The following is a 20428-nucleotide window of genomic DNA, read 5'->3' as shown; positions in this document are numbered from 1 at the left end:
GTGGCGGCCCATATCTTTGCGAAAATTTTGCAAATGAGGTGTGGTCCTGGATACATTCTCAACCTGTCACGAAACTGACACGCAGGTAATCAACCATTGCTGGTGGGATCTGACCATGATTCGAGTTCAGCGCGCGTTGCTCCTAGCATCCTTCGTGGCCGTCGCCGGCGCCGGCGTTGGCGTCCGGGCCCAGGCCCAGACCATTAGCGGCACGGTCACGTCGGCCGGCCGCCCCGTGGTAGGCGCGACCGTGCGCCTGCTGGAACTGGACCGGGCGGAGCGCACCGGCGCACGCGGTGACTACCGATTTACCGACGTTGCTCGGGGCACGTACCGCATCTTTGTGGGCGTGCCTGGGTACGCCGCGATTTCCGACACCGTGCGGTTGACCGGGGCTGAAGTGACCGCGTCGTTCAATCTCACCCCGACCGCGATCCCGCTCGAGGAGATCGTCGTTTCGGCGTCGCCCACCGCGCGGCCGGCCGACGAGCAGTACCAGTCGGCGGAGTCGAAATCGCGCACCGACTTCGACAACAGCGCGGGAATGAGCTTTGCCGAGAAGATCTCCGACCTGCCCGGGGTGACGGTGCGCGGAAACGGATCCGCGCCGTCGCGCCCGATCCTGCGCGGCCTCGGCGACAATGAGGTGGTGATTCTCGAGAACGGGCTGCGGATGGGCGACATCGCCACGTACGATCCGGCCCACGCCACACCGATCGACGCGTTGAGCATTGCGCAGATCGACGTCGTGCGCGGACCGGCCGCGATCCTGTACGGTCCCAACACCATCGGCGGGCTGGTGAACATGATCACCAATATCGTACCCACGGCGTCGGATCATCCGATGTCGGGCACGGTGGCGATCGAGGGCAACAGTGTGAGCAACGAGTACTCCGGCTATGTCAACAACATATACACCAGCGGCAACTCGGCGTTTCGGGTCTCGGCCGGCGAGCACCATTCGGGCGACATCGGGATCCCGAAGGGCACCTATACCGATCCGGCCAGCGGGGCCCAGTTCGACCTGAGCCGCATTCCGCAGTCTGACGATAAGAGCAGCGAGGGCGGACTGGGCTACTCGTACCAGGGCGACTTTGGCATGGTGGGCATCGGTGCCAACCACTACGAGATGAACTACGGCATTCCCGGCGTGCCGCCGAATGCCGACTGGCTCACCGTACCGCCCACCACGTCACGCATTTCGCAGCAGCGCAACACGGTGGAGTTTCGCAGTCTGTTCAACACCACGGGCTCGTGGTTCCAGCGCGTGAAGCTCGACGCGAGCTACAACGACTACAACCACTCCGAGTTCCCCACGGCGCAGGATTCCACCGGCGTGTCCGATCCGCAGGCCAACCACTTCCACAAGCGGGAATTCAACGCCGTGCTGCAGTTTCAGCAGAAGCAGTACGGCAGGTTGAGCGGCACCCTCGGCCTGTGGTCGGACATCCAGAACCTGACCATCGAGGGCGACCAGCCGCTGGGGCCCAACTCGGTGACCACCGGACTGGCCGGCTATGCATACGAGGAGTATCTGGCGGCGCCCAACACGCGCCTGCAGGCCGGCGTGCGCTTTGACTACAACAAGATCCAGACCAATCCCTACCCGCAGTCCACCGACACAGTATTCCAGACGCTGGATGCATCGCGGCTCTCGAACGCGGTCACGGCCTCGGTGGGCGCCATCCAGCAGTTCACGCCGGAGCTCACGGGCTCGTTCAGCCTGGCGCGTTCGTTCCGCGCCCCCACCGTGCAGGAGTTGTTCGCCAACGGCCTCGACGCCGCCAGCGGGACGTACTCCGTGGGCACGGCGAGCCTGGGCCCGGAGAACGGGCTCGGCCTGGACGCATCGCTCAAGGGCGACTTCGGAAATGCCAAATTCGAGTTCTCGCCGTACGTGAACTTCATCGATCACTACATCTACGGATTCCTGCGCGGCGACACGATCCAGGATTTCCCGGTGCGCCAGTTCACGGCCACGAGCGCGCGCCTGGCCGGGTTCGAGGCGAGCATGGTTGTGCAGCCGGCGCCGTACCTGGCGCTGCGGGCAAGCTCCGACTACGTGAACGCGCAGGACACGCGGAACAACGTGCCACTGCCCTTCATCCCTCCGCTGCGTGGACTGCTGCGCGCCACGTACGACAATGAGACGTATGTGGGGATTGTCGAGGCACGGGGCGCGGCGGCCCAGAACCGGTTGGGGGACGGCGATACGCCGACGGCGGGCTATGCCCTGCTCAACCTCGGCGTCGGCAAGCGCATCGTGGTCGGCGGCACGGTGTCGGAGATCAGCCTGCACTGCGACAACGTGTTCAACACGCTGTATCGTGACAATCTGTCGGTGATCAAGGACTTCGTGCCCCAGCCGGGGCGCGGGTTCCGGCTGAATTACGAGCTGCTCTACTGATCCCGGCGTGCCGCTACCGGAGCGGCCCGCTGGCGAAATGGATCTGCAGGATGGTGGACAGCACGAACTGGTTGAGCCGCGTGTTGAGGTTGTTGTCGTAGGTGATGATGCGTGAGACCTGGAGCGTGAACTGCATGGTCTCGGAGAGATCGGTGTCGGCGTTGAGATTGATGGCCGACTGTCCGTTGTCGACGAGCCGGCTCTTCTGGCTGCCGTCGTCGGCGTAGACGAAGCTCTGCGTGTGGGTCTGCTGCAGCCCGAAACGGGCGCGGACGGCGTTCTTGATGCCCAGCCCCCACGAGGACGGAATGGTGAACGACCGGCCGACGTCGACGTTCACGTCCTCGGCGCGCCCCCTGGCGAAGCTGCCGGGCAGCGAGTCCACGCGCTGCGTGAGTGTGTACCCAGCGGCGGTGCTCAGCCCGCCGAACCCCCACGTGATGCTCCCGCTCACCGGATACGCGTCGACGCGGGCGCGGCTGAGGTCGGGCGCCGTCGTGTTGAGGGCGTTGAGTTGGGATGCCGTGGCGATGGTATGCGCGTATCCGACGGTCGCGTTCACGGCGGTGACCCAGGGTCGCATGGTCGCGCCCGGGGGGCGCCAGTTCCAACGCACGTTGAAGTCGGGGAAGGTGGTCGTAAGCCCCGCCACCTGGGCCTGCGTGCTGTCGAGCCGAAGCACCCAGTTCTGGTTGCTGGTGCGCCGGTAGCGGTTCACCACGGTGACCCCGAACGGGAGGTTGACGGCGGCATTGGCCGTCCACGTGCCGGTGAATCCGGCGCTGGAAGCCGGTGCGCCATGCACGTACCGGTAGCCGCCCACGTTGCCGAGGCCGAGCTGGAGGGCGAGCGGTCCCCCCCTGGGGGCGCCATCGAGCGCGGATATCAGGCTCCTGGAATAGTCCACATCGATGGGGGAGAACAAGCGTGTGATGCGTTTGGTGAGCAGGGTGTCGCCCGAATACGCCGCCACGAGCTGCCCCGGGTCGATGGCGACGCCGAGCCCGAGGGTCTGCGACGCCGTGATGAGGGCCGGCAGCACGGGGTGGCCGGCGCTGTCGGTGGGCAGGAGCAGCGACGTCGAATTGGGGTCGCGCAGCATCATGTATTGCGTGCCGAAGTCGAATCGCGGGCGCAGCCAGTCCGAAACGCGAGGCGCGAAATGGACCGAGCCCTGCATGGTCCGCTGGCGTTCCATGCCCACGTCGACTCCGAACAGGCGCTGCCGCTCGGCGCTAGCCAGCACCGCTTGGGGGCTGGTGTCGCCGTACTGGCGCAGGTCGCGCAGGGAGGTCGCGGCCAACTGCGCGGTGAGCGCGTCCGTTGGCTGGAACGCGATTACGCCGCCGTTGCGCCAGAGCCGGTCCGTCGCCAGCGACAGGCTGGCCGAGTCGACGCCGGTGGTGGACGGCGACAGGTAGGAGGACTGGCGGGCATCGTTGTGTGTGATGCCGCTGCTCAGTTGGAATTCGGTGGGCCGCCAGCGGAACGTGCCGCGTTCGAGCGCCGTGATCGGCCCGCCCTGCAGAGGGCCGGGAAGCGCGCCCAGCGCGGCCCGCATCCAGTCGGGAAGCGGGGTGGGGGCGCCCGACTCGCTCACGTCATAGTTGAGACCAAAATCGAGGTTCTGGCTGGCGCCAGTGGAGTAGACGTCGCGCATATCGCCGGTGTTGAGCGTAGCGGCGGCCGACAGGTGGTTGACGAGCGGAGCGAGCACCGAGCCGGTGATCGGCCTGTCGGCCCGCAGCACCACCGAGTAGGTGGCGACGGCGTCGCGCGGGGTGCGGAGCCCGCCGACGCCGCCGCCCATGAGGTCGCTCCCGACGAGGAATGCCGGCGCCGACGTGGACAGGATTCGGGTCACCGTGAGCGGGGCGGCCAGATTCCAGCGGGCCGGGAGCAGCCTTTCCATGTGCAGTGTGCCCGAGAGTTCGAGCGTACGTTGGTCCTGGAACGACGGCTGGTCGCCGAGCTGACGGAAGTTGGGGTCGCGGCGCATGAAGTCCACGCGCAGATTGCCCAGGTCGCCGGCCTGCAGGGTGGCGCCCATCTGGCTCGCGTAGCCGGTGGCGTTGACGACGTTGGCCAGGCGGATGTCGTCCACCCACAGCTCGAGCGTGTCGCCGGGCAGGACGGCGGTGGGGCCTCCACCCTGGGCCACGCGCACGATTCCGACCGCCATCTCCTGCACGGCGCCGAGATTGGGCGGGGTCACGCCGGGCTGCACCGTGTACACCATGTAGCCGTTCGCGCACGCGGCGTAGCGATGATTCAGCCCCGTGGCGGGCAGCGCCGAGGCGACGATGATCGCCGAGTCGACGCCCGTGCACGCGAGGGAATCGGGCACGCCCAAACGGTGCATATAGGCGTTCTGTAATTGCTGCCGGAGGTTGAAGAACTCCTGGAAGTTCACCTCGACCTCGGGGAGCCAGGCGCTCTGGCCGGCCCCGGCGTTCACCGGCGTGCGGTACATGTAGAAGTTGTCCTGGTCCCGGCCCATCTTGACGTACATCTGCAGTTCGCCCGTGGTGCCCCACCCGTGGTTGCGGCCACGGGCCCAGAGGCGGAGCTGCTGGTATCCCATGAAGTTCTGCTGCCCCGACGGAAACCGGTAATACGCCTCGGCACGTCCGTACACCGGCAGGTTTCCCGCCTGGATGCGGAGCGACTGTTCGTTGATCTGCACGGCGGTGGGGGCGTAGGCCGCGGCGCGCGTATCCGCGGCGTTGGTCACGCCGGGGGGCGACACATAGAACAGACCGTTGACCGAATCGCGATCGGTGGTGCCGATGAGCGACGTGATCACGTATCCGCCCGCGGCCTGATCGCCGGCGATGCCGGTGAGGGTCTGGTCGTTGCGAGCCAGCCACGGGGCGCCGACGAGCTGCAATTGGTCGATGGGAAGCTGGACGAACTGGTTGTCGGGGGTGCCGGCCCCGGAGACCATCGTGATGCGCAGGGCCTGCATGCGGCGGCGCAGGACGGCGTTGAGCGAATCGTTGGGGGCGTTGAACGGCACCTTGACCAGCACCCATTCCTTCCGCACGTCGGTCACCACGCCGCCCACCGTGTCGGGGATCAGCGCCACGTTGCCGATCCGCGTGTAGGTGGTGGGATCGCTGAGATCCACGACGTACCGCAGGATGCTCTCGCTCTCGCGGTGCGCGCTGTCGATGTTCAGCACGCCGTCCTGATCGATGTCCTCGCTGTCGAGCCGGTTGTTGTGTACGGTGCAATTGGCGTGCGTGTCGCCCAGCGGCAGGATGGCGTTCAGTTGCCCCTGGCAGACGGCGAAGTTCTCGACCTTGCTCACGGTCCCGTTCGGGTCCACGACGACGAGCGTGTCGATCAGGTCGCCCGGCAGGCCGGTATCGTTCACCGACACGTTGAACGTCCGCGTGAACGGGTCGAGTTCGGTGTCCAGGTGGTCGAGGCCCTGGGCGCGCTTGCCGGCGTAGACGCTGTCCACCCCGCCGCCCGGGCGCGGGCGGAGGTACAACGTCTCCGGCGCGAACGTATATGAGTTTTCTGATATCGTGCCGAGATCGAAGATCAGGGCGGGATTGGCGCTGCGGCCCACGACGCTGGTGTCGACCAGGGTCCAGAACTGCAGATACTGGACGTTCGTGAGGTCGATGCCCGTGGGGCTGAGCACGGTGCGGATGGATCGGAACCGGCGCCCGCTCAACGTGCTGCTGACGTGCCACTGGTACTCGTCGCGCGCCCGGTTCAGCGACCCGCCCACGGCGAGCGGATACAGCGTCATCCAGAGCATCGTCTCGGGCGGCGCGAAGCCGTTGCCGCCGATCGCGGCGAGCGGGTCGATATCGGTGATCGTATAGGTCACCGGCTTGCCGTCGGCCCCCGTGCCGTTGTTCTGCCAGGCCATGGTCGCCATGCGCGACGGGACGAGCGCGCCCCCGATCGTCGGAGGAAGCCGCTGGCCCAGCGCCGGAAGGCTCGAGTAGTACCAGAGGCCGTCGGCGAGGTTGACGTTGATCCCGCCGCTCCCTTCGAACGACTCGATGTAGGCCTGCTGGTTGGCATTCTGCAGCGGGTGACTGGCCGCCAATTCACCGGTGACGGTAAGCAGCGACGGCCGCTTGGGATCGGAGGACGTGAACCGGCGCAACGCACTGGTGAGCCCGGGGAGCTGCCACGAGAACTGGCCGTTGACTCCGGCGATGAGTGACGCCGCGGGCTCGAACCCGAGTTGCGGCCGCGTGAACGCCGACTGCTGCGATTGTGAAATGGCCGTGAAGTTGATGATGCCGTGGCTGAGGGGCAGCGCCGAGGTAAGGCCGAAGATGCTGGTGGGTGTCGGCGCGAACAGCGGATTCTCCTCGTACCGCACGCTCACCGTACGCCGCCGGTTGAACAGCGTGTCGGGACGGAAGAACGTGACCCGCCCCAGGTCATAATCGATGCGATAGTCCAGGTCGCGCGTGAGCGGCACGCCGTCGAGCAGGATCCGTTCGGAATTGCGGCGAATCTGCACCGACCCGAGCACGATCGTGCCGGCCTCGGCGTTGTCGCGCGTCTCGTACTGCACGTGCAGCCGGTACACCGACGCCGGGTGCTGGCTCGACGACACCAGGTAGTCATCGGGCGTGGTGTAGATGGCGTCGTTGCTCGGGTTCCCCACCGCGACCAGCCCCGAATCGCGCTCCGCGAAGGGGCGCAGCGACGGCATGACCAGGAAGTAGTCGTGGATGATCTTGGTGCTCCCGGCCAGCCGGGGATCGCCGGCCCCGGCGTTGAGACTCACGTTCGGATCGGTGGGCCGCGGCCAGAGCCGGTTCTCGACGTCGAACGACTGACTGTTGTTCAACTGCGCCAGCCCGAACATCTGGAGATACGTTTGCGCCGGGCCGGCGATGGGGCGCTCCTGGTCGCCGGTGCCGGCGAAGACGCGCAGCTGCACCGACCGTCGGTCGAGGTCCTCGCCTCCGATGCGGTACACCGAGCGGATCTCGCGATCGAACGCCGGCGCGCCTGGATTGACGCTCGGGTCCCACACCAGGTTGGCGTACTGCGGGGCGGCAGTCGCCTGCACATCGGGCGTGCCGCCGGTGGTGACCCACACCGTGTCACGGCCGTTGATGCGCACGTTGTACGCCACCACCAGCCGCTCGTTGTTGGGGTTGAGCGGCCGCACGAGCGCGAACCAGAGCAACGAGGGGTCCATGTAGTAGTCCACCCCTTCGCGCAACAGGTCGTACGTCTGCCGGGCCGGCGACGGACTCCCGTTCAGCTGGAACCGGGGCCCGTTGGGGTTCCGCGGCTGCGTCCCGTACTGCAGCCGGTAGACGAGCACCCGCGTCGGCCGCAGGGTGTCGGGAAGCCCGGCGGCCATGTGCTGCAATTGGCCGCGGTTGAGCAGGTCGATGTTGGGGTAGTCACCCTTGAACAGCCGTGGATCGACGGTGAAGAAGAAACGGCGGGCCTCCACCTGCCAATCGGCGATGTCCAGCCGGCCGTTCGAGTACGCGCTGTCGCCGATCTCGAAATCACGATCCTGGACCACGTTCCCAGTCTGCTGGGCGGCGATGGCGCGGATGTTGAGCGGGCCGAGTTGCCCGATCGCCTGCAACCCATAATTGCCGGTCGGGATGCCCGCCGTGATGAACCGCGACGGCGGCGCGTCGAACGACACGTTCCCGATCTGCAACTGCTGCAGCCGCGCGCCCGGGTTGCCGGCATACACCAACGATATGTTGTTCGAGGCGTCGAACTCACGCTGCGAGTCGTAGTCCACGTCGACGTGGACGTGGTTGGCCACGGTCCCCGTACTCTTGACCGAGAACTGAAAGTCGAAGTTGGGCGCAAACGTGCCGTTGCAGGCGCGCCCCGGGTCGTAGAATTGGCTGAAGTTGCAGCGTTCGTTGCGATCGCGCTCGGTCTTGGCTTCGATGCGGGCGTCGAGCTGCAGGTTGAGATCGCTCCCCGGACCGAACAGCGACTGGGCGACGGAATCGGTGTCGGCACGGCTCACCCATGGCGCCGTCACGCCGGGCACGACCAGCGCTGCCCCCGGCGGTAGATTCCGCGTGACGGCACTCGGCTCCGGGCGCTGAGCAGAGAGCAGCGTGGGAGCGAGGAAGAAGGAGACGGCGAGCAGGCGAGTGACGCGCACCAAACCCGAGACGAGGGGTATGACGCCGCCGGCAGACTGGAGGCGCGTCGGCCGTTCTTCGGCGAATCGGTCCCTGGGACCTTGAATTTGCGAGGTCGGCGGGTGGAATATACTACCGGGGCCACGGCCCACAACCCGGTGGCAGACTTGGAGTTCCACGCCGCGGAGGCGTAAACGGTCGAATCGTGAAGATCCTCACCAAGTACGTGCTTAAAGAGCACGTGGGCCCCTTTATCTTCGCCGTGACGGCGTTGACGTCGCTCATGCTGCTCCAATACATCGGCAAGCGGCTCGGCGATCTGGTAGGCAAGGGCCTGCCGTGGCGCGTGCTGGTGGAGTTCTTCATGCTCTCCATCCCGTTCACCGTGGCGATGACGTTGCCCATGGCGGTGCTCGTCGCGGTGCTGTACGCGTACACCCGTATGGCGTCCGAGAACGAGATCACGGCCATGCGGGCCACCGGCATGAGCATGCGATCGCTGTTGATCCCCACGCTCCTGGCCGGCACTGCGGTGGCGGTGGTCATGCTCGCGTTCAACGACCAGGTGCTGTCGCGCGCCAACCACCAACTGGCGGTGCTGCAGGACGACATTTCGCGCACCAAGCCCAGCTTCGCGCTCAAGGAACAGGTCATCAACACGATCGTCGACCAGAAGTTCTACCTGCGGGCCGCGCGCATCGACCGAGCGTCCCAGCACATGCAGGGCGTGACGATCTGGGATCTGAGCAATCCGGCCCATCGCCGGACGATCTACGCCGACAGCGGCACGCTCGGCGTGGCCGAGAACCGACTGGATCTGTTGATGCATCTATACGACGGCGTGATGGTGGAGGTCCCCACCGCCCAGCCCAAACAGTACACGCGCATGTTCTACGCGAGCGACGTTCTGCGCTTGCGCAATGTGACCAACTCGTTCACCGCCACCGATGCCGACTCGGCCGCGAAGAGCGACCGCGAGATGACGGTGTGCGAGATGCAAGCCAAGTTCGCCGACTTCGACTACCAGCTGCAGCAGGCGAATTACGACCGCATGGAAGCGCAGGCCCAACTGCTCGCGGCGGCCGGCGAACAGCACGTGCAGTGGCCGGCCAAGCCCGTACGGCGCAATCCATTCGGGTTGGGCAAGATCTACTGCGCGCTGCTGGACCGGATCTTCGGCGTGAAGCGGGCGGAAGCGGCCACGCTGCCGGTGAGGCAGCAACCCCCGCGTCAGCAACCGCCGGCCGCGCAGGCCGTGCGGCCTCCGCCACCACCGGCGCAGGCACCGGGCCAGGCGCCGGCACAGCAGGCGGAAACGACGCACGTGGGGCCGCCCACGCCGCAGCCCGCCCAAGAACAGTTGACGGCCATATCACAGCGGGCGGTGGAAAGGGTCCGGCTCGAGGGCCAGCGAGAGGTGGCGGCGGCTCGGGAGAAGGCCGCGCGCTACGAACGCATCCGCTACGACATCGAGATCCAGAAGAAGTTCTCGCTCGCCGCGGCCTGCATCATCTTCGTCCTGCTCGGTCCGCCCATCGCTCTGCGATTCCCGCGCGGGGGCGTGGGACTGGTGATCGGGGTGAGCTTCGCGGTGTTCGCGCTCTACTACGTCGGGTTGATCGGCGGCGAGACGCTGGCCAACGATCAGATCATCTCGCCGTTCTGGGCAATGTGGGCGGCCAACATCGTGCTCCTCGTCGTCGGTATCTCGATGACGCTACGCATGAACCGGGTGACGGGAGCGACGCGGGGGGGCGATTGGAGCGAGTTGCGCGTCCTGTTCGCCCGGTGGGTGCGGCGGCTCGCAGGACGCGCGCCGCGGAGCGCCACCTGATGCGCAATCCCATCAAGCCACTTGACCGGTACGCGTTCTTGGAGTTCTGGAAGATCTTCGTGGTCACGGCTCTCGGCTTTCCCGTGATCACGATCGTCATCGACCTGACCGACCACCTGGACTCGTATCTCGCGCGTGAGCTCACGCCGCAGGCAATCGCCATGAGCTACGTGTACTGGATTCCACAGTCCATGTTCATGGTGCTGCCGGCGGCGGTGCTGTTCGCCACCGTGTTCTCGGTGTCGGGGTTCACGCGCCATGCGGAGATCACGGCGGCCAAGGCGTCGGGGACGAGCTTCTACCGATTCATCGTGCCAATCCTCCTGGGTGCGCTGCTCGCGACGGGGCTGGACCTCGTGATTGCGGAGCTGATGCCGGCCGCGAACCGGGCCCACAATGCGCTGGTGGATGAAGATCAGTTCAAGGGCCAGAACCAGCGGTTCAACTTCGCGTTCGCGGCGTCCGCCGGGGATCTGGGCCGCGTGTACAAGCTCGGCACGTTGAACCGGATCACCGGCACGGCGGTGTCGGTGCAGATCGAGCGACGGGGCAAGGGGCCCGACTACCCCACGTACGTGGTGGCGGCGGACGAGGCTACGTGGCGCAAGAGCCATTGGGACCTGGGCCGCGGGACCATGCACATCGTGCCCGACTCGGGGGGCGAATTCGCGTTGAGCTTCAACCGCATGCGCGACAACCAATTCCGGGAGCAGCCAGCGGACATGATGTCGCGGGCCCACCTCCCTGACGAGATGCGGTATGAGGAGCTGTCGCGGTACATCGCGGCGATGGAGCGTTCGGGCACGGACGTGAACGAATGGAAGGTGGAGCGGGCCCTGAAGATCGCCATCCCGGTGACGTGCATCGTCATCGCCCTGTTCGGCGCGCCCCTGGCCACGAGCAACCAGCGCGGAGGGGCGGCATATGGAATCGCCATCTCCCTGGCCACCACGGTTACGTTTCTGATGGCCGTCCAGGTGACCAAGGCGATCGGGGGCACGGGGATCCTGCCGCCGGACGTCGCCGCCTGGATTCCCAACGCGGTCTTCGCGTTGATCGGCCTCGTGCTCCTGGCCCGCGTTCGCACCTGACCGTGACGCATTTTCCACATCATCCACACCCGCGCCCCACCGAGACGTTCCCGGCCGTGCACCGAACGGGCATCCGCCTGTTCCGGCGCGTGACGCACGCCGTGGTCGGCACCTTTCAACGCGTGGGCGCGTGGAGCTACTTCTCGCGGGACATCGTCCGCGCGCTATCCGAACCGGCGACGTACGGTCCGGAGACGTTGCGGCAGATGAAGAACATCGGCGTCGATTCACTGCCGCTGACGGTGATCGTCGCCGGCTTCATCGGCAGCGTCATCGCGTTGCAGACGCGCTACCAGCTCTTTCCCGGAGTGCAGCTGTCGCTGGTGGGACTTGCCACCCGGCAGATGGTGATCCTGGAACTCGGGCCGCTGCTCACCGGCCTCGTGCTCACCGGTCGCGTTGGCGCGCGGATGGCGGCCGAGATCGGCACCATGCGCGTGACCGAGCAGATCGACGCCCTGGAGACACTGGCCTACGACCCCGTGGCGTTTCTCGTCGTGCCGCGACTGTTGGCGGCGATCATCATGCTGCCGGTGTTGACCGTATTTGCCGACGCGGTGGGTGTAGCCAGCGGGTACGCCATGGGCGTGTACGCCACGGGGATCAGTCCATCCGACTTCCGGGACGGCCTGAAGTTGGGGTTCGGCACCTTCCAGGTGGTGTACAGCCTGCTCAAGGCGACGATGTTCGGGGGGGCCATCTCCTTCTTCTCGTCCTTCGAGGGCTACATTGCAGAGGCCGGCGCCGAAGGGGTCGGCCGGTCCACCGCTTCGGCGGTGGTGATCACGTCGGTGGCAATTCTCGTGCTCGATGCGTTGACGGCGGTCCTCCTCGCTCCGTACCTACAGTCATGAAACGACGCGACGAAGTCTCGGTCGGCATCCTCATCACCGTCGCCGTTGTCGTCCTCCTGGTCGGCGTGCTCTGGCTGGCGCGGGGCGGCCTGTCGTCAGGCTATCCCCTATTCACGCGGTTCGCCTGGGGTCAGAACCTCAAGCAGGGACAGCCGGTGCTGCTGGCCGGCGTGAACATCGGCTACGTGGACGACGTCACGCTGCGCCCGGACGGCTACCTCGACGTCGTGATGCGGATCAACAACGAGTACAGGGTGCCCAGGACCGCCAAGTCCACGGTGCGTGCGGTGGGCTTCTTCGGCGATGTGGCCGTGGCACTCACGCCGCGGTTGGGAGGCGACCTCACCGTCGCCTTTGCCCCGGGCGACACGGTGCCGGCCGGCCCCCCGGAGCCCGGGGTGGCCGAGATCATGGGGCACGCCGATTCGATCAGCCTGTCGCTGAACAAGATCACGCAGGCGATGCAGGTGGAAATGGTGGACGCGGGCGGATTGCGCGACCTGCGCCGCACGATCGCCTCCACATCCGCGTTGGCCACGCAGCTCCAGCAGATCGCCGCCGAGCAGAACGCGAACCTGACGCAAACGCTCAGCGCCTACCGCCGCGTGGCCAACTCGATCGACTCCACCGTCATCGACTCGACGGTGCGCAATCTGCGCGCGTCGAGCCAGAGCGTGTCAGCAGCGGCGGAGAAGTTCAACACCGCCGCCGGACAGCTCGACGACATCTTCGCCAAGCTGAACAGCGGCCAGGGCACGGCCGGCATGCTCCTCACCGATACGCTGCTCTACCGCAATTTGCGCAACACGGCCGCCACGCTCGATTCGCTTCTCGCCGACATCAAGAAGAATCCGGGGCGGTACATCAGCGTCCACATCTTCTAGGCGCCGCTGGTGTCGGGCGGCGCCAACGGTTCGGCCTCCGGCTGGTGTTCGGAATCCAACCGCAGTTCGCCGGCCGTGGTGTCGTAGTTGAACAGTTCTGCGTAGCGGCCCCAGTCCACCGTCGTTTCGAACTGCCGGTGCGCCTCCTCGGCGCCGAACGCCTTCCGCAACTCCGCTTCCAGGCGTTCCGCCTCCAGCGTGTGGGCGGGAGCCTCGTTGAGCAGACGGGTGACGAACCGCAGGATCGGCGCGTGCTCGACCACCGCGACCCGCAGCAGCGCCTTCTCCCCGTCCAGGTCGGCGACGGAGAACTCCGCGCCGAGCGGCGTGAGAACGACCTTCCGGTCCGCCACCTGCGCGAAGTCGAGGAGGTCCGTGGCTTCGACCAGCGCCAGCAGGTCGTCGTGGCGCAGCTGGAGATCGCGTGAGAGGTCGTGCAGATCGGCGCTGCCGCCAATGCTCGACAGGAACTCCACGAATCCCGCCAGTTCATCCAGCCGCACGTCGGGGAGCGCGGGATAGCGCGGCTTGGGCGGCCGTCGCGAGGCGCGCCGCTTGGGGCGTTCCAGAAACGCCGACGGATCCTCGTCGGGATTGGTCATGATGCGGTAGATCGTTTCGACGAGCCGGGTCTGCGCGGGGGTGCGCGACTTCCGCTGCTCCAGCGGCACGCCCGGCAGCTCCACCCTGATGTGCCCCGGATTGGTCCCGAAGACGAGCACCCGGTCGGCGAGGGTCACCGCCTCCTCGATGTTGTGGGTAACCATGAGCACGGCCTTGGTGGGCAGCGACCGGTCCATCCACAATTCCTTGAGTTCGGTGCGCAGGTGTTCGGCGGTGAGTACGTCGAGGGCCGAGAACGGTTCGTCGAGGAACAGTACTTCGGGCTGTACCACGAGGGCGCGGGCGAATCCGACGCGCTGCTTCATGCCCCCGGAGAGTTCCTTGGGGAATGCTTCCTCAAACCCGTCGAGGCCGATGAGGTCGATGGCCTTGACCGCGCGCGCCCGGCGCTCCGCCGCCGGGAGATCCACCGCGAGCAATCCCATCTCGACGTTCTGCAACACGGTGAGCCAGGGAAAGAGCGCGAAACTCTGGAAGACGATCGCGACCTGGGAATTGGGCCCGGTCCAGGGCGCACCGTGCACCAGCACGTCGCCTTCGGACGGCGCGATGAGCCCGGCGAGGATCCGGAGGAGCGTGGACTTGCCAGACCCCGAAGGGCCGAGCAGCGCCACGAATTCGCCGGCCCGTAGTTCCAGACTCACATGCTCCAACGCGGCCGCGCGATCGTTCCCGTAGATCTTGCTCACATCGCGCGCGGCGAGGAGCGCACCATCCGGGCCGGGAGCGGAGAGCGACGACGAGGCGGAAGCGGCGAAGGTGGTCATGGCACGGGGTTCAGGCGAGACGGTAGCGCGACTCGGCAAGGGCGTACAGCCGGCGCCAGACGAGGCGGTTGATGGCGATCACGATGGCGGCCATCACGAACGTCGCGGCGAGCAGCGTCGCGAAGTCGCGCTGGTCGGCGGCCGCCGCGATGACCGCGCCGAGGCCGGTCGTCGACCGATTCTGGCCGCCGAACGTCACGTACTCGGCCACGATGCTGGCGTTCCAGGCCCCGCCCGTCGCCGTGATCATCCCGGTGACGACATAGGGAAAGATCGCCGGTAGGATGAGCGTCTTCCAGCGGCGCCAGCGGGTGAGCCGGTAGATCACCGCTGCCTCCTTGAGGTCGGACGGGATGGACATCGCGCCCGCGATGACGTTGAACAGCACGTACCACTGTGTGCCCAGCAGCATCAGTGCCACGGCGGCGATGTTGAGCCCGCCGGGAAGGGCGAGCAGTGCCAGCAGGAGCGCGGGAAAGAGCGCCGTGGCCGGAATGGATGCGGCAATCTGTGCCACGGGCTGAAGCCGCCGCGACCAGACGGGATCGAGACCGATCCGCACACCGAGCGGAATGGTCCAGGCGGCCCCGATGACGAGGGCCAGTGTGGTACGCGCGAGCGTGGCCAGCGAGGCAATGAGGATGTGGCCCCAGGCTGCGCCGTCGAGGGTGGTGAGCACGCGCGCGGCCGCCACCGATCCCCAGACGACCAGGGCGAGCAGCGCCACGGCGGCGCCCATGCGCGCGGCCACCGACAGCGGTGACCGTGAACGCGGCGGCGGCGCCACCGATGCTCCGAGGGGGACGGGCGGCGGACTCAGCCGGCGGTCCATCCACCGCAGAAACGGCCGGAACACCCGATCACTGAGCCCGGCGATCAACGCCGATCCGCGGAGCGCCTCGAGCATCCACGACGCTTGGGGCGGCGGTCCGCCGGCCTGCTCCAGCTTGAACCGGTCGGACCACTCCACCAGCGGCCGCCAGAGCACCTGGTCCAACAGCACGATGACCGTCACCAGCACGATCAGTCCGAGGACGAGCGCAGCCACGTCGCCCCGCTCCGCCGCGGCAGCGAGGTAGGACCCCAAGCCCGGCAGACGATAGCTGTCACTGCCCAGCGTAAACTGCTCCGACGCCATGAGAAAGAACCACCCGCCGGCCCAGCTCATCATGCTGTTGGCCACGAGCGAGATGACCCCCGAAGGCAACTCGAGACGCGTGAATCGCCGCCACCGGCCCAGCCGGTACACGGTGGCGGCCTCGCTCAGCTCGGTAGGAATGGAATGCAGCGCCTGGTGAAACCCGAACGCCAGATTCCATGCCTGGCTCGTGAAGATGAGGAGCACCGCCGCCAGCTCGAGTCCGATCACGCGACCGTGGAACAGCGCGGCGAGTCCGAGCACCACGCCTGGCATGAACGACAGGATGGGCACGCTCTGCAGGATGTCGAGCAGCGGGATGAGAAAGCGCTCGGCCACGCGGCTGTTGGCCGCCGCGCGGGCGTAGGCCACGCTGAACACCAGCGACAGAACGTAGGCCGCTGCCATGCGCAACGTGGAGAGCGCCGCGTACCAGGGCAGATTCCACGGCGACGTACCGACGTGGACGTTGCTGGCGATCGGCGTTCCCCACCCAACGCCCGCATGAATGACGACGTAGCCAACGGCGGCCACCAGGGAGAGCATGGCGACGTCCACCCACTTGGGAGCGGGTGGCCAGAGCACCGCGGTGGGCCAGGGTTGGGGGCGCGCCATGCAACAAAAGTAGACGGTGGCGGTCACGACGGCTCGTCCAGAAATCGTGGTTGACCCGCTCCCCCGCGCGGGCGAGGTTTCCAGAGCGGCTTGCCGCATTCCCAGACCATTGCTCATGCGACTGATTCTTGGCGACGTGATCTTCTGGATCGCCGCCGTTTCTTGTCTGGTGGCCCAGGTGGCCATCGTTCGTTCAACCATCCTGCCCCACGTGCCCGGGCCGGGCAGCGAGCGGGTGCCTCGCCCCCGAACCGGGCCCGAGGTAGCCTGGGTGCTGCTCCCGGCGTGCGTGCTCGCCGGAGTGTTCGCCCTCACCTGGCGCGAGATGCACGAGCCGCGCGTGGCGCCGACGGCGCAGGTTTCGACGGCCGTGAAGCGGCCGGCGCCATGAGGGCCCTCCGCCGGTACGCCTACATCGCGCTCGGCGTGACCTGCCTGCACCTCGTGTTCGGCGCCGTCGTACGCATCACGGGTTCGGGCATGGGGTGCGGCGACCACTGGCCGAGGTGCGATGGCTACTGGTTCCCGCCGCTCAGCCGGCCCGATCTGATCATCGAGGTGTCGCACCGGTACCTGGCGTCGATCGTGACGCTGGCGCTGCTCGTGTTGTTCGCGGCTGCTTGGCGGCGCCGTGCCGAGCCGGGCGTGGGCGGTCGCGGCGGCGTGCTGCGCATGTCGGGCGCGGCCGTGGTCACGGTGTTCGCCGTGGCGATTCTGGGCGGCGTGACCGTGAAGCTGGGCAACGCGCCGTGGACGGTGGTGGCGCACTGGACGCTGGCCATGGCGCTGTTGGCCATCCTCGCCACGGCCGCCGTGCGCGCCGGCGCGATGGGCGGCACCGGCGTGCGCGGGGAGTCGGCGCCGCGCGGGTTCCTGCGCACCGCCAACACCGTGGCGGGCCTGGCCTTTCTCACGGTGGCGATGGGCGGCCTCACGGCCAACTTCCCGTTCGCGGCGGTGGGATGCACGACCTTTCCCTTCTGCGGCCCCAATCCGGCCGCGCCGGCGAGTGCGGTGCACATCCAACTCACGCACCGTACGATTGCCGTGCTCCTGGCCTTGCTCCTGGTCGTGATGGGCGCACGCGCCCGCAGTCTCGGGCCGACGGTGAAGCGGGCGGTGTACGTGGTGCTCGCCCTGGTGCTGCTGCAGATCGTGATCGCGGGATCGATGGTGTTGCTGCACATGCCTCCCGAACTGCGGTCGCTGCACGAGGCCGCGGGGGTGGCGATCTGGCTGGCGGCCTACACGCTGGCCTACCTGTCGCGCATCGCGGCGGGGCTCGGCCCGCTGGGTGAAGGACGCGCGGCGCCGGTGCTGCCAAAGGCGCCGATGAGTGGCGCCGGCCGGCGACCGATGGCCGGGGTGGGCTCGTGAGCGACGCAACGACCGCGCCCAGCAGCGCCCGCGCCTTCACCCGCGACCTCGTGTCGCTCACCAAGCCGCGCATCATCTCGCTGCTCCTGGTCACGACGGTAGCGCCGATGTACGTCGCGGGGCATCCCAGCTTCACGCTGGTGCTGATCCTGCTCGTCGGCGGGTATCTCATGGCGGGCGGTGCCAACGCGGTGAACATGTATCTGGACAGCGACATCGACGACCGCATGGCGCGCACGCGGCTGCGGCCGATCCCGAGTGGCCGGATGCACCCCAAGGAAGTTCTGGTCTTCGGCCTGTTCCTGGCCACGGCGGCCACGTTTCTGCTGGCGCGCTACGCCAACGTGCTCACGGCGGCGCTCGCGCTCGCGGGGTTCTACGCCTACATCCTGGTCTACACGCGGTGGCTCAAGCGGAGCACGCCGCAGAACATCGTCATCGGTGGCGCGGCGGGGGCCATCCCGCCCCTGGTCGGATGGGCGGCCGTCACCAACGGGCTGGACCTGATGGCCCTGTACCTCTTTCTCATCATCTTCTACTGGACGCCCCCGCATTTCTGGGCGCTGGCCCTCAACAAACAGTACGACTATGGACGGGCCGGCGTGCCCATGGCCCCGCTGGTCTGGGGCGAGCGCGAGACCAAGCGCCAGATGTTCTGGTATACCATAATTCTTATATCTCTGACCCTGCTCCCGGTCGCCTTCGGCGCGCTCGGCCTGCCGTACCTGGCGGTCGCCTTGGTGCTCGACGCCTGGCTGCTCGTGGGGATCATTCGCGTGATGCGTGCCAAACAGTTCTCCAAGCCCGCATGGAGCGTATACAAGTTCTCGCTCCTCTACCTCGCCCTGCTGTTTGCCGCGATGGCCGTTGATCGCGGCCTGTTCGCGTGACCGAGCCCTCGGCGCCGGCCGCCGACGAGGCCCCCGTCCCCGCAGGGAAGCGCCCCCGCCGTCTCAGGTCGCCCAAAGCCCTGGCGCGGCTCGTGCCCTGGCTGCGCCCGTACCGCGGGGCCCTGGCCGTCGCCTCCGTCTGCCTGCTGGGCTCGGCAGCGGTGGGGCTGGCGTTCCCGGCCGTGGTCAAGACCCTGCTCGACGCGGCGTTTCAGCAGCACGATGCGTCGATGCTCGATCGCATCGCGCTCCTGCTCGTGGGGTTGTTCGCCATTCAAGGGGTGCTCAACTTCGCGCAGGTCTTCCTGCTGTCGTCCACCGCCGAGCGGGTGATCGCCGAGCTGCGCGACCAGGTGTTCTCCCATCTCGTGCACCTCTCGCCGGGGTTCTTCGCCGACCGTCGGAGCGGCGACCTCACCAGCCGTTTGTCGGCCGATCTCGCGGTGTTGCAGTCGGTGCTCAACAACCAGGTGGCCGAGATCGCGCGACAGGTGCTGTTCCTGGTGGGCGGGCTCGCGCTGCTGACCCTCACGCATACGCAACTCATGGTGACCACGCTGGCCGTGGTACCGGTGATCGTGGGTGCGGCGGTGCTGTTCGGCCGACGGCTGCGGCGGGCGAGTACCGGCGTGCAGGATTACATCGCGCAGGCAATGGGGATGGCTCAGGAGGCGTTCGGGCAGATCCGCACCGTCCAGAGTTTCAATCGCGAGGACGCCGAGAGCGCGCACTACTCGACGCTCATGCGCGACGTGGTCTCGGCGGCCATCCGGCGGGCACGCATTCGCGCGATGCTGTTCGGGGTGGTCGGGTTCCTCGCGTTCAGCGGTGTGACGGCCGTATTGTGGGAAGGCGGACGGCTGGTGCTGGCGGGCCAGTTGTCGCCCGGCTCGCTGGTGTCGTTCCTGCTCTACGCGATCTTCGTGGCGGCGGCGGTCGGCACGCTGGCGTCGCTATTCGGCAGCTACCAGGAGGCGATCGGGGCGGCGCAGCGCGTGTTCGAGATTCTCGAGACGCGACCGACCGTGCCCGAGCCGGCGCACCCCGCTCCGCTCGCCAAGCCGGTGCGCGGATTGGTGCGCCTGGAGCACGTGTCCTTCCGTTATGCGAGCGACCTGCCGGACGTCCTCATTGACGTGTCGCTGGAGATCGCGCCGGGCGAGGTGGTGGCGCTGGTCGGACCGTCGGGGGCCGGCAAGACGACCGTCGCGTCGCTGCTCCCACGCTTCTGGGACGTGACGGGGGGAGCAATCACGATGGACGGCGTGGACGTCCGGGCCCTGAGCTTCAGCGATCTGCGCGGAGCCATCGGCATGGTGCCCCAGGAACCGGCGCTCTTCAGCGGCACGGTGCGCGACAACATCGCCTACGCGCACGCGGCCACCGACGACGAAGTGCGGGCGGCGGCGCAGGCCGCGCACGCACTGGAGTTCATCGAGCGGCTGCCCGAGGGCTTCGACACGCTGGTCGGCGAACGGGGCGTGAAGCTGTCGGGTGGGCAGCGCCAGCGCATCGCGATCGCCCGTGTATTTCTCAAGAATCCAGCCGTTGTCGTGCTGGACGAGGCCACCTCGAGCCTCGACTCGGAGAGCGAGCGGCTCGTGGAGGAGGCGATGGGAGATCTCCTGCGCAATCGGTCGACGCTGATCATCGCCCACCGGCTGAGCACGGTGCGGCGCGCCAACCGCGTGGTAGCGCTCGACAAGGGCCGCGTGGTGGAGTCGGGGGGCCACGACGAGCTGCTGGCCGCCGAGGGCCTGTTCGCCAAGCTGTACAGGACGCAGTTCGCGGGGCTGGCGGTAGGGGAAGAGTAGGCGGGTGAGACGGATGA

12 protein-coding genes are annotated in these 20428 nt (G+C 67.4%); 9 read left to right on the top strand and 3 right to left on the bottom strand.

Annotated features, from left to right (window positions below):
• Positions 1 to 115: 115 nt before the first annotated feature.
• A complete protein-coding gene (locus VNF92_09060; GenBank protein ID HVA58027.1) occupies positions 116 to 2407 on the top strand; it encodes a TonB-dependent receptor in 2292 nt (763 codons plus the stop codon).
• A gap of 13 nt (positions 2408 to 2420) precedes the next feature.
• Here the strand turns inward: VNF92_09060 and sprA are convergent, their stop codons facing one another.
• Positions 2421 to 8543 carry a cell surface protein SprA gene (sprA, locus tag VNF92_09055; GenBank protein HVA58026.1) on the bottom strand — a complete coding sequence of 2041 codons (6123 nt, stop codon included), beginning with the start codon at positions 8541 to 8543 and terminating at the stop codon, positions 2421 to 2423.
• Between the two features lie 185 nt (positions 8544 to 8728).
• Between sprA and VNF92_09050 the strand changes: the two genes are divergently transcribed.
• The 4 genes from VNF92_09050 to VNF92_09035 are packed head-to-tail and all read left to right on the top strand — an operon-like array spanning position 8729 to position 13186.
• Positions 8729 to 10357 (top strand): LptF/LptG family permease, encoded by a 1629-nt coding sequence (locus tag VNF92_09050; protein ID HVA58025.1) that lies wholly within the window; start codon positions 8729 to 8731, stop codon positions 10355 to 10357.
• Positions 10357 to 11448 carry an LptF/LptG family permease gene (locus tag VNF92_09045; protein HVA58024.1) on the top strand — a complete coding sequence of 364 codons (1092 nt, stop codon included), beginning with the start codon at positions 10357 to 10359 and terminating at the stop codon, positions 11446 to 11448. Before VNF92_09050 ends, VNF92_09045 begins: the two co-directional genes overlap by 1 nt.
• A 2-nt stretch (positions 11449 to 11450) precedes the next feature.
• Positions 11451 to 12302 carry an ABC transporter permease gene (locus VNF92_09040; GenBank protein ID HVA58023.1) on the top strand — a complete coding sequence of 284 codons (852 nt, stop codon included), beginning with the start codon at positions 11451 to 11453 and terminating at the stop codon, positions 12300 to 12302.
• Entirely contained in the window at positions 12299 to 13186 is an 888-nt protein-coding gene (locus VNF92_09035) for an MlaD family protein (GenBank protein ID HVA58022.1), read from the top strand. Before VNF92_09040 ends, VNF92_09035 begins: the two co-directional genes overlap by 4 nt.
• Here the strand turns inward: VNF92_09035 and VNF92_09030 are convergent.
• Entirely contained in the window at positions 13183 to 14577 is a 1395-nt protein-coding gene (locus VNF92_09030; GenBank protein ID HVA58021.1) for a nitrate/sulfonate/bicarbonate ABC transporter ATP-binding protein, read from the bottom strand. The genes VNF92_09035 and VNF92_09030 overlap by 4 nt on opposite strands.
• 10 nt (positions 14578 to 14587) lie before the next feature.
• Positions 14588 to 16357 carry an ABC transporter permease subunit gene (locus tag VNF92_09025; protein ID HVA58020.1) on the bottom strand — a complete coding sequence of 590 codons (1770 nt, stop codon included), beginning with the start codon at positions 16355 to 16357 and terminating at the stop codon, positions 14588 to 14590.
• A gap of 88 nt (positions 16358 to 16445) precedes the next feature.
• On the opposite strand from VNF92_09025, the gene VNF92_09020 reads away from it, so the two are divergent.
• From VNF92_09020 to VNF92_09005, 4 genes are read left to right on the top strand one after another with little or no spacing between them, the layout of a single operon-like run.
• Positions 16446 to 16721 (top strand): hypothetical protein, encoded by a 276-nt coding sequence (locus VNF92_09020; protein ID HVA58019.1) that lies wholly within the window; start codon positions 16446 to 16448, stop codon positions 16719 to 16721.
• Positions 16718 to 17707 (top strand): COX15/CtaA family protein, encoded by a 990-nt coding sequence (locus tag VNF92_09015; protein ID HVA58018.1) that lies wholly within the window; start codon positions 16718 to 16720, stop codon positions 17705 to 17707. Before VNF92_09020 ends, VNF92_09015 begins: the two co-directional genes overlap by 4 nt.
• Entirely contained in the window at positions 17704 to 18597 is an 894-nt protein-coding gene (locus VNF92_09010; protein ID HVA58017.1) for a heme o synthase, read from the top strand. Before VNF92_09015 ends, VNF92_09010 begins: the two co-directional genes overlap by 4 nt.
• Positions 18594 to 20411, top strand: a complete 1818-nt coding sequence (locus VNF92_09005; protein HVA58016.1) for an ABC transporter transmembrane domain-containing protein — start codon at positions 18594 to 18596, stop codon at positions 20409 to 20411. Before VNF92_09010 ends, VNF92_09005 begins: the two co-directional genes overlap by 4 nt.
• Positions 20412 to 20428: the final 17 nt, after the last annotated feature.

The organism is Gemmatimonadaceae bacterium, assembly GCA_035533015.1.
In the GTDB taxonomy this organism is placed as follows: Bacteria; Gemmatimonadota; Gemmatimonadetes; order Gemmatimonadales; family Gemmatimonadaceae; genus JAGWRI01.
This window is presented reverse-complemented; position numbering and strand designations above follow the sequence as displayed.

Coding starts and splice junctions, on each gene's coding strand:
- VNF92_09060 (HVA58027.1), top strand. CDS start 116: ATGATTCGAGTTCAGCGCGCGTTGCTCCTAGCATCCTTCGTGGCCGTC.
- VNF92_09045 (HVA58024.1), top strand. CDS start 10,357: ATGCGCAATCCCATCAAGCCACTTGACCGGTACGCGTTCTTGGAGTTC.
- VNF92_09035 (HVA58022.1), top strand. CDS start 12,299: ATGAAACGACGCGACGAAGTCTCGGTCGGCATCCTCATCACCGTCGCC.
- VNF92_09030 (HVA58021.1), bottom strand. CDS start 14,577: ATGACCACCTTCGCCGCTTCCGCCTCGTCGTCGCTCTCCGCTCCCGGC.
- VNF92_09020 (HVA58019.1), top strand. CDS start 16,446: ATGCGACTGATTCTTGGCGACGTGATCTTCTGGATCGCCGCCGTTTCT.
- VNF92_09015 (HVA58018.1), top strand. CDS start 16,718: ATGAGGGCCCTCCGCCGGTACGCCTACATCGCGCTCGGCGTGACCTGC.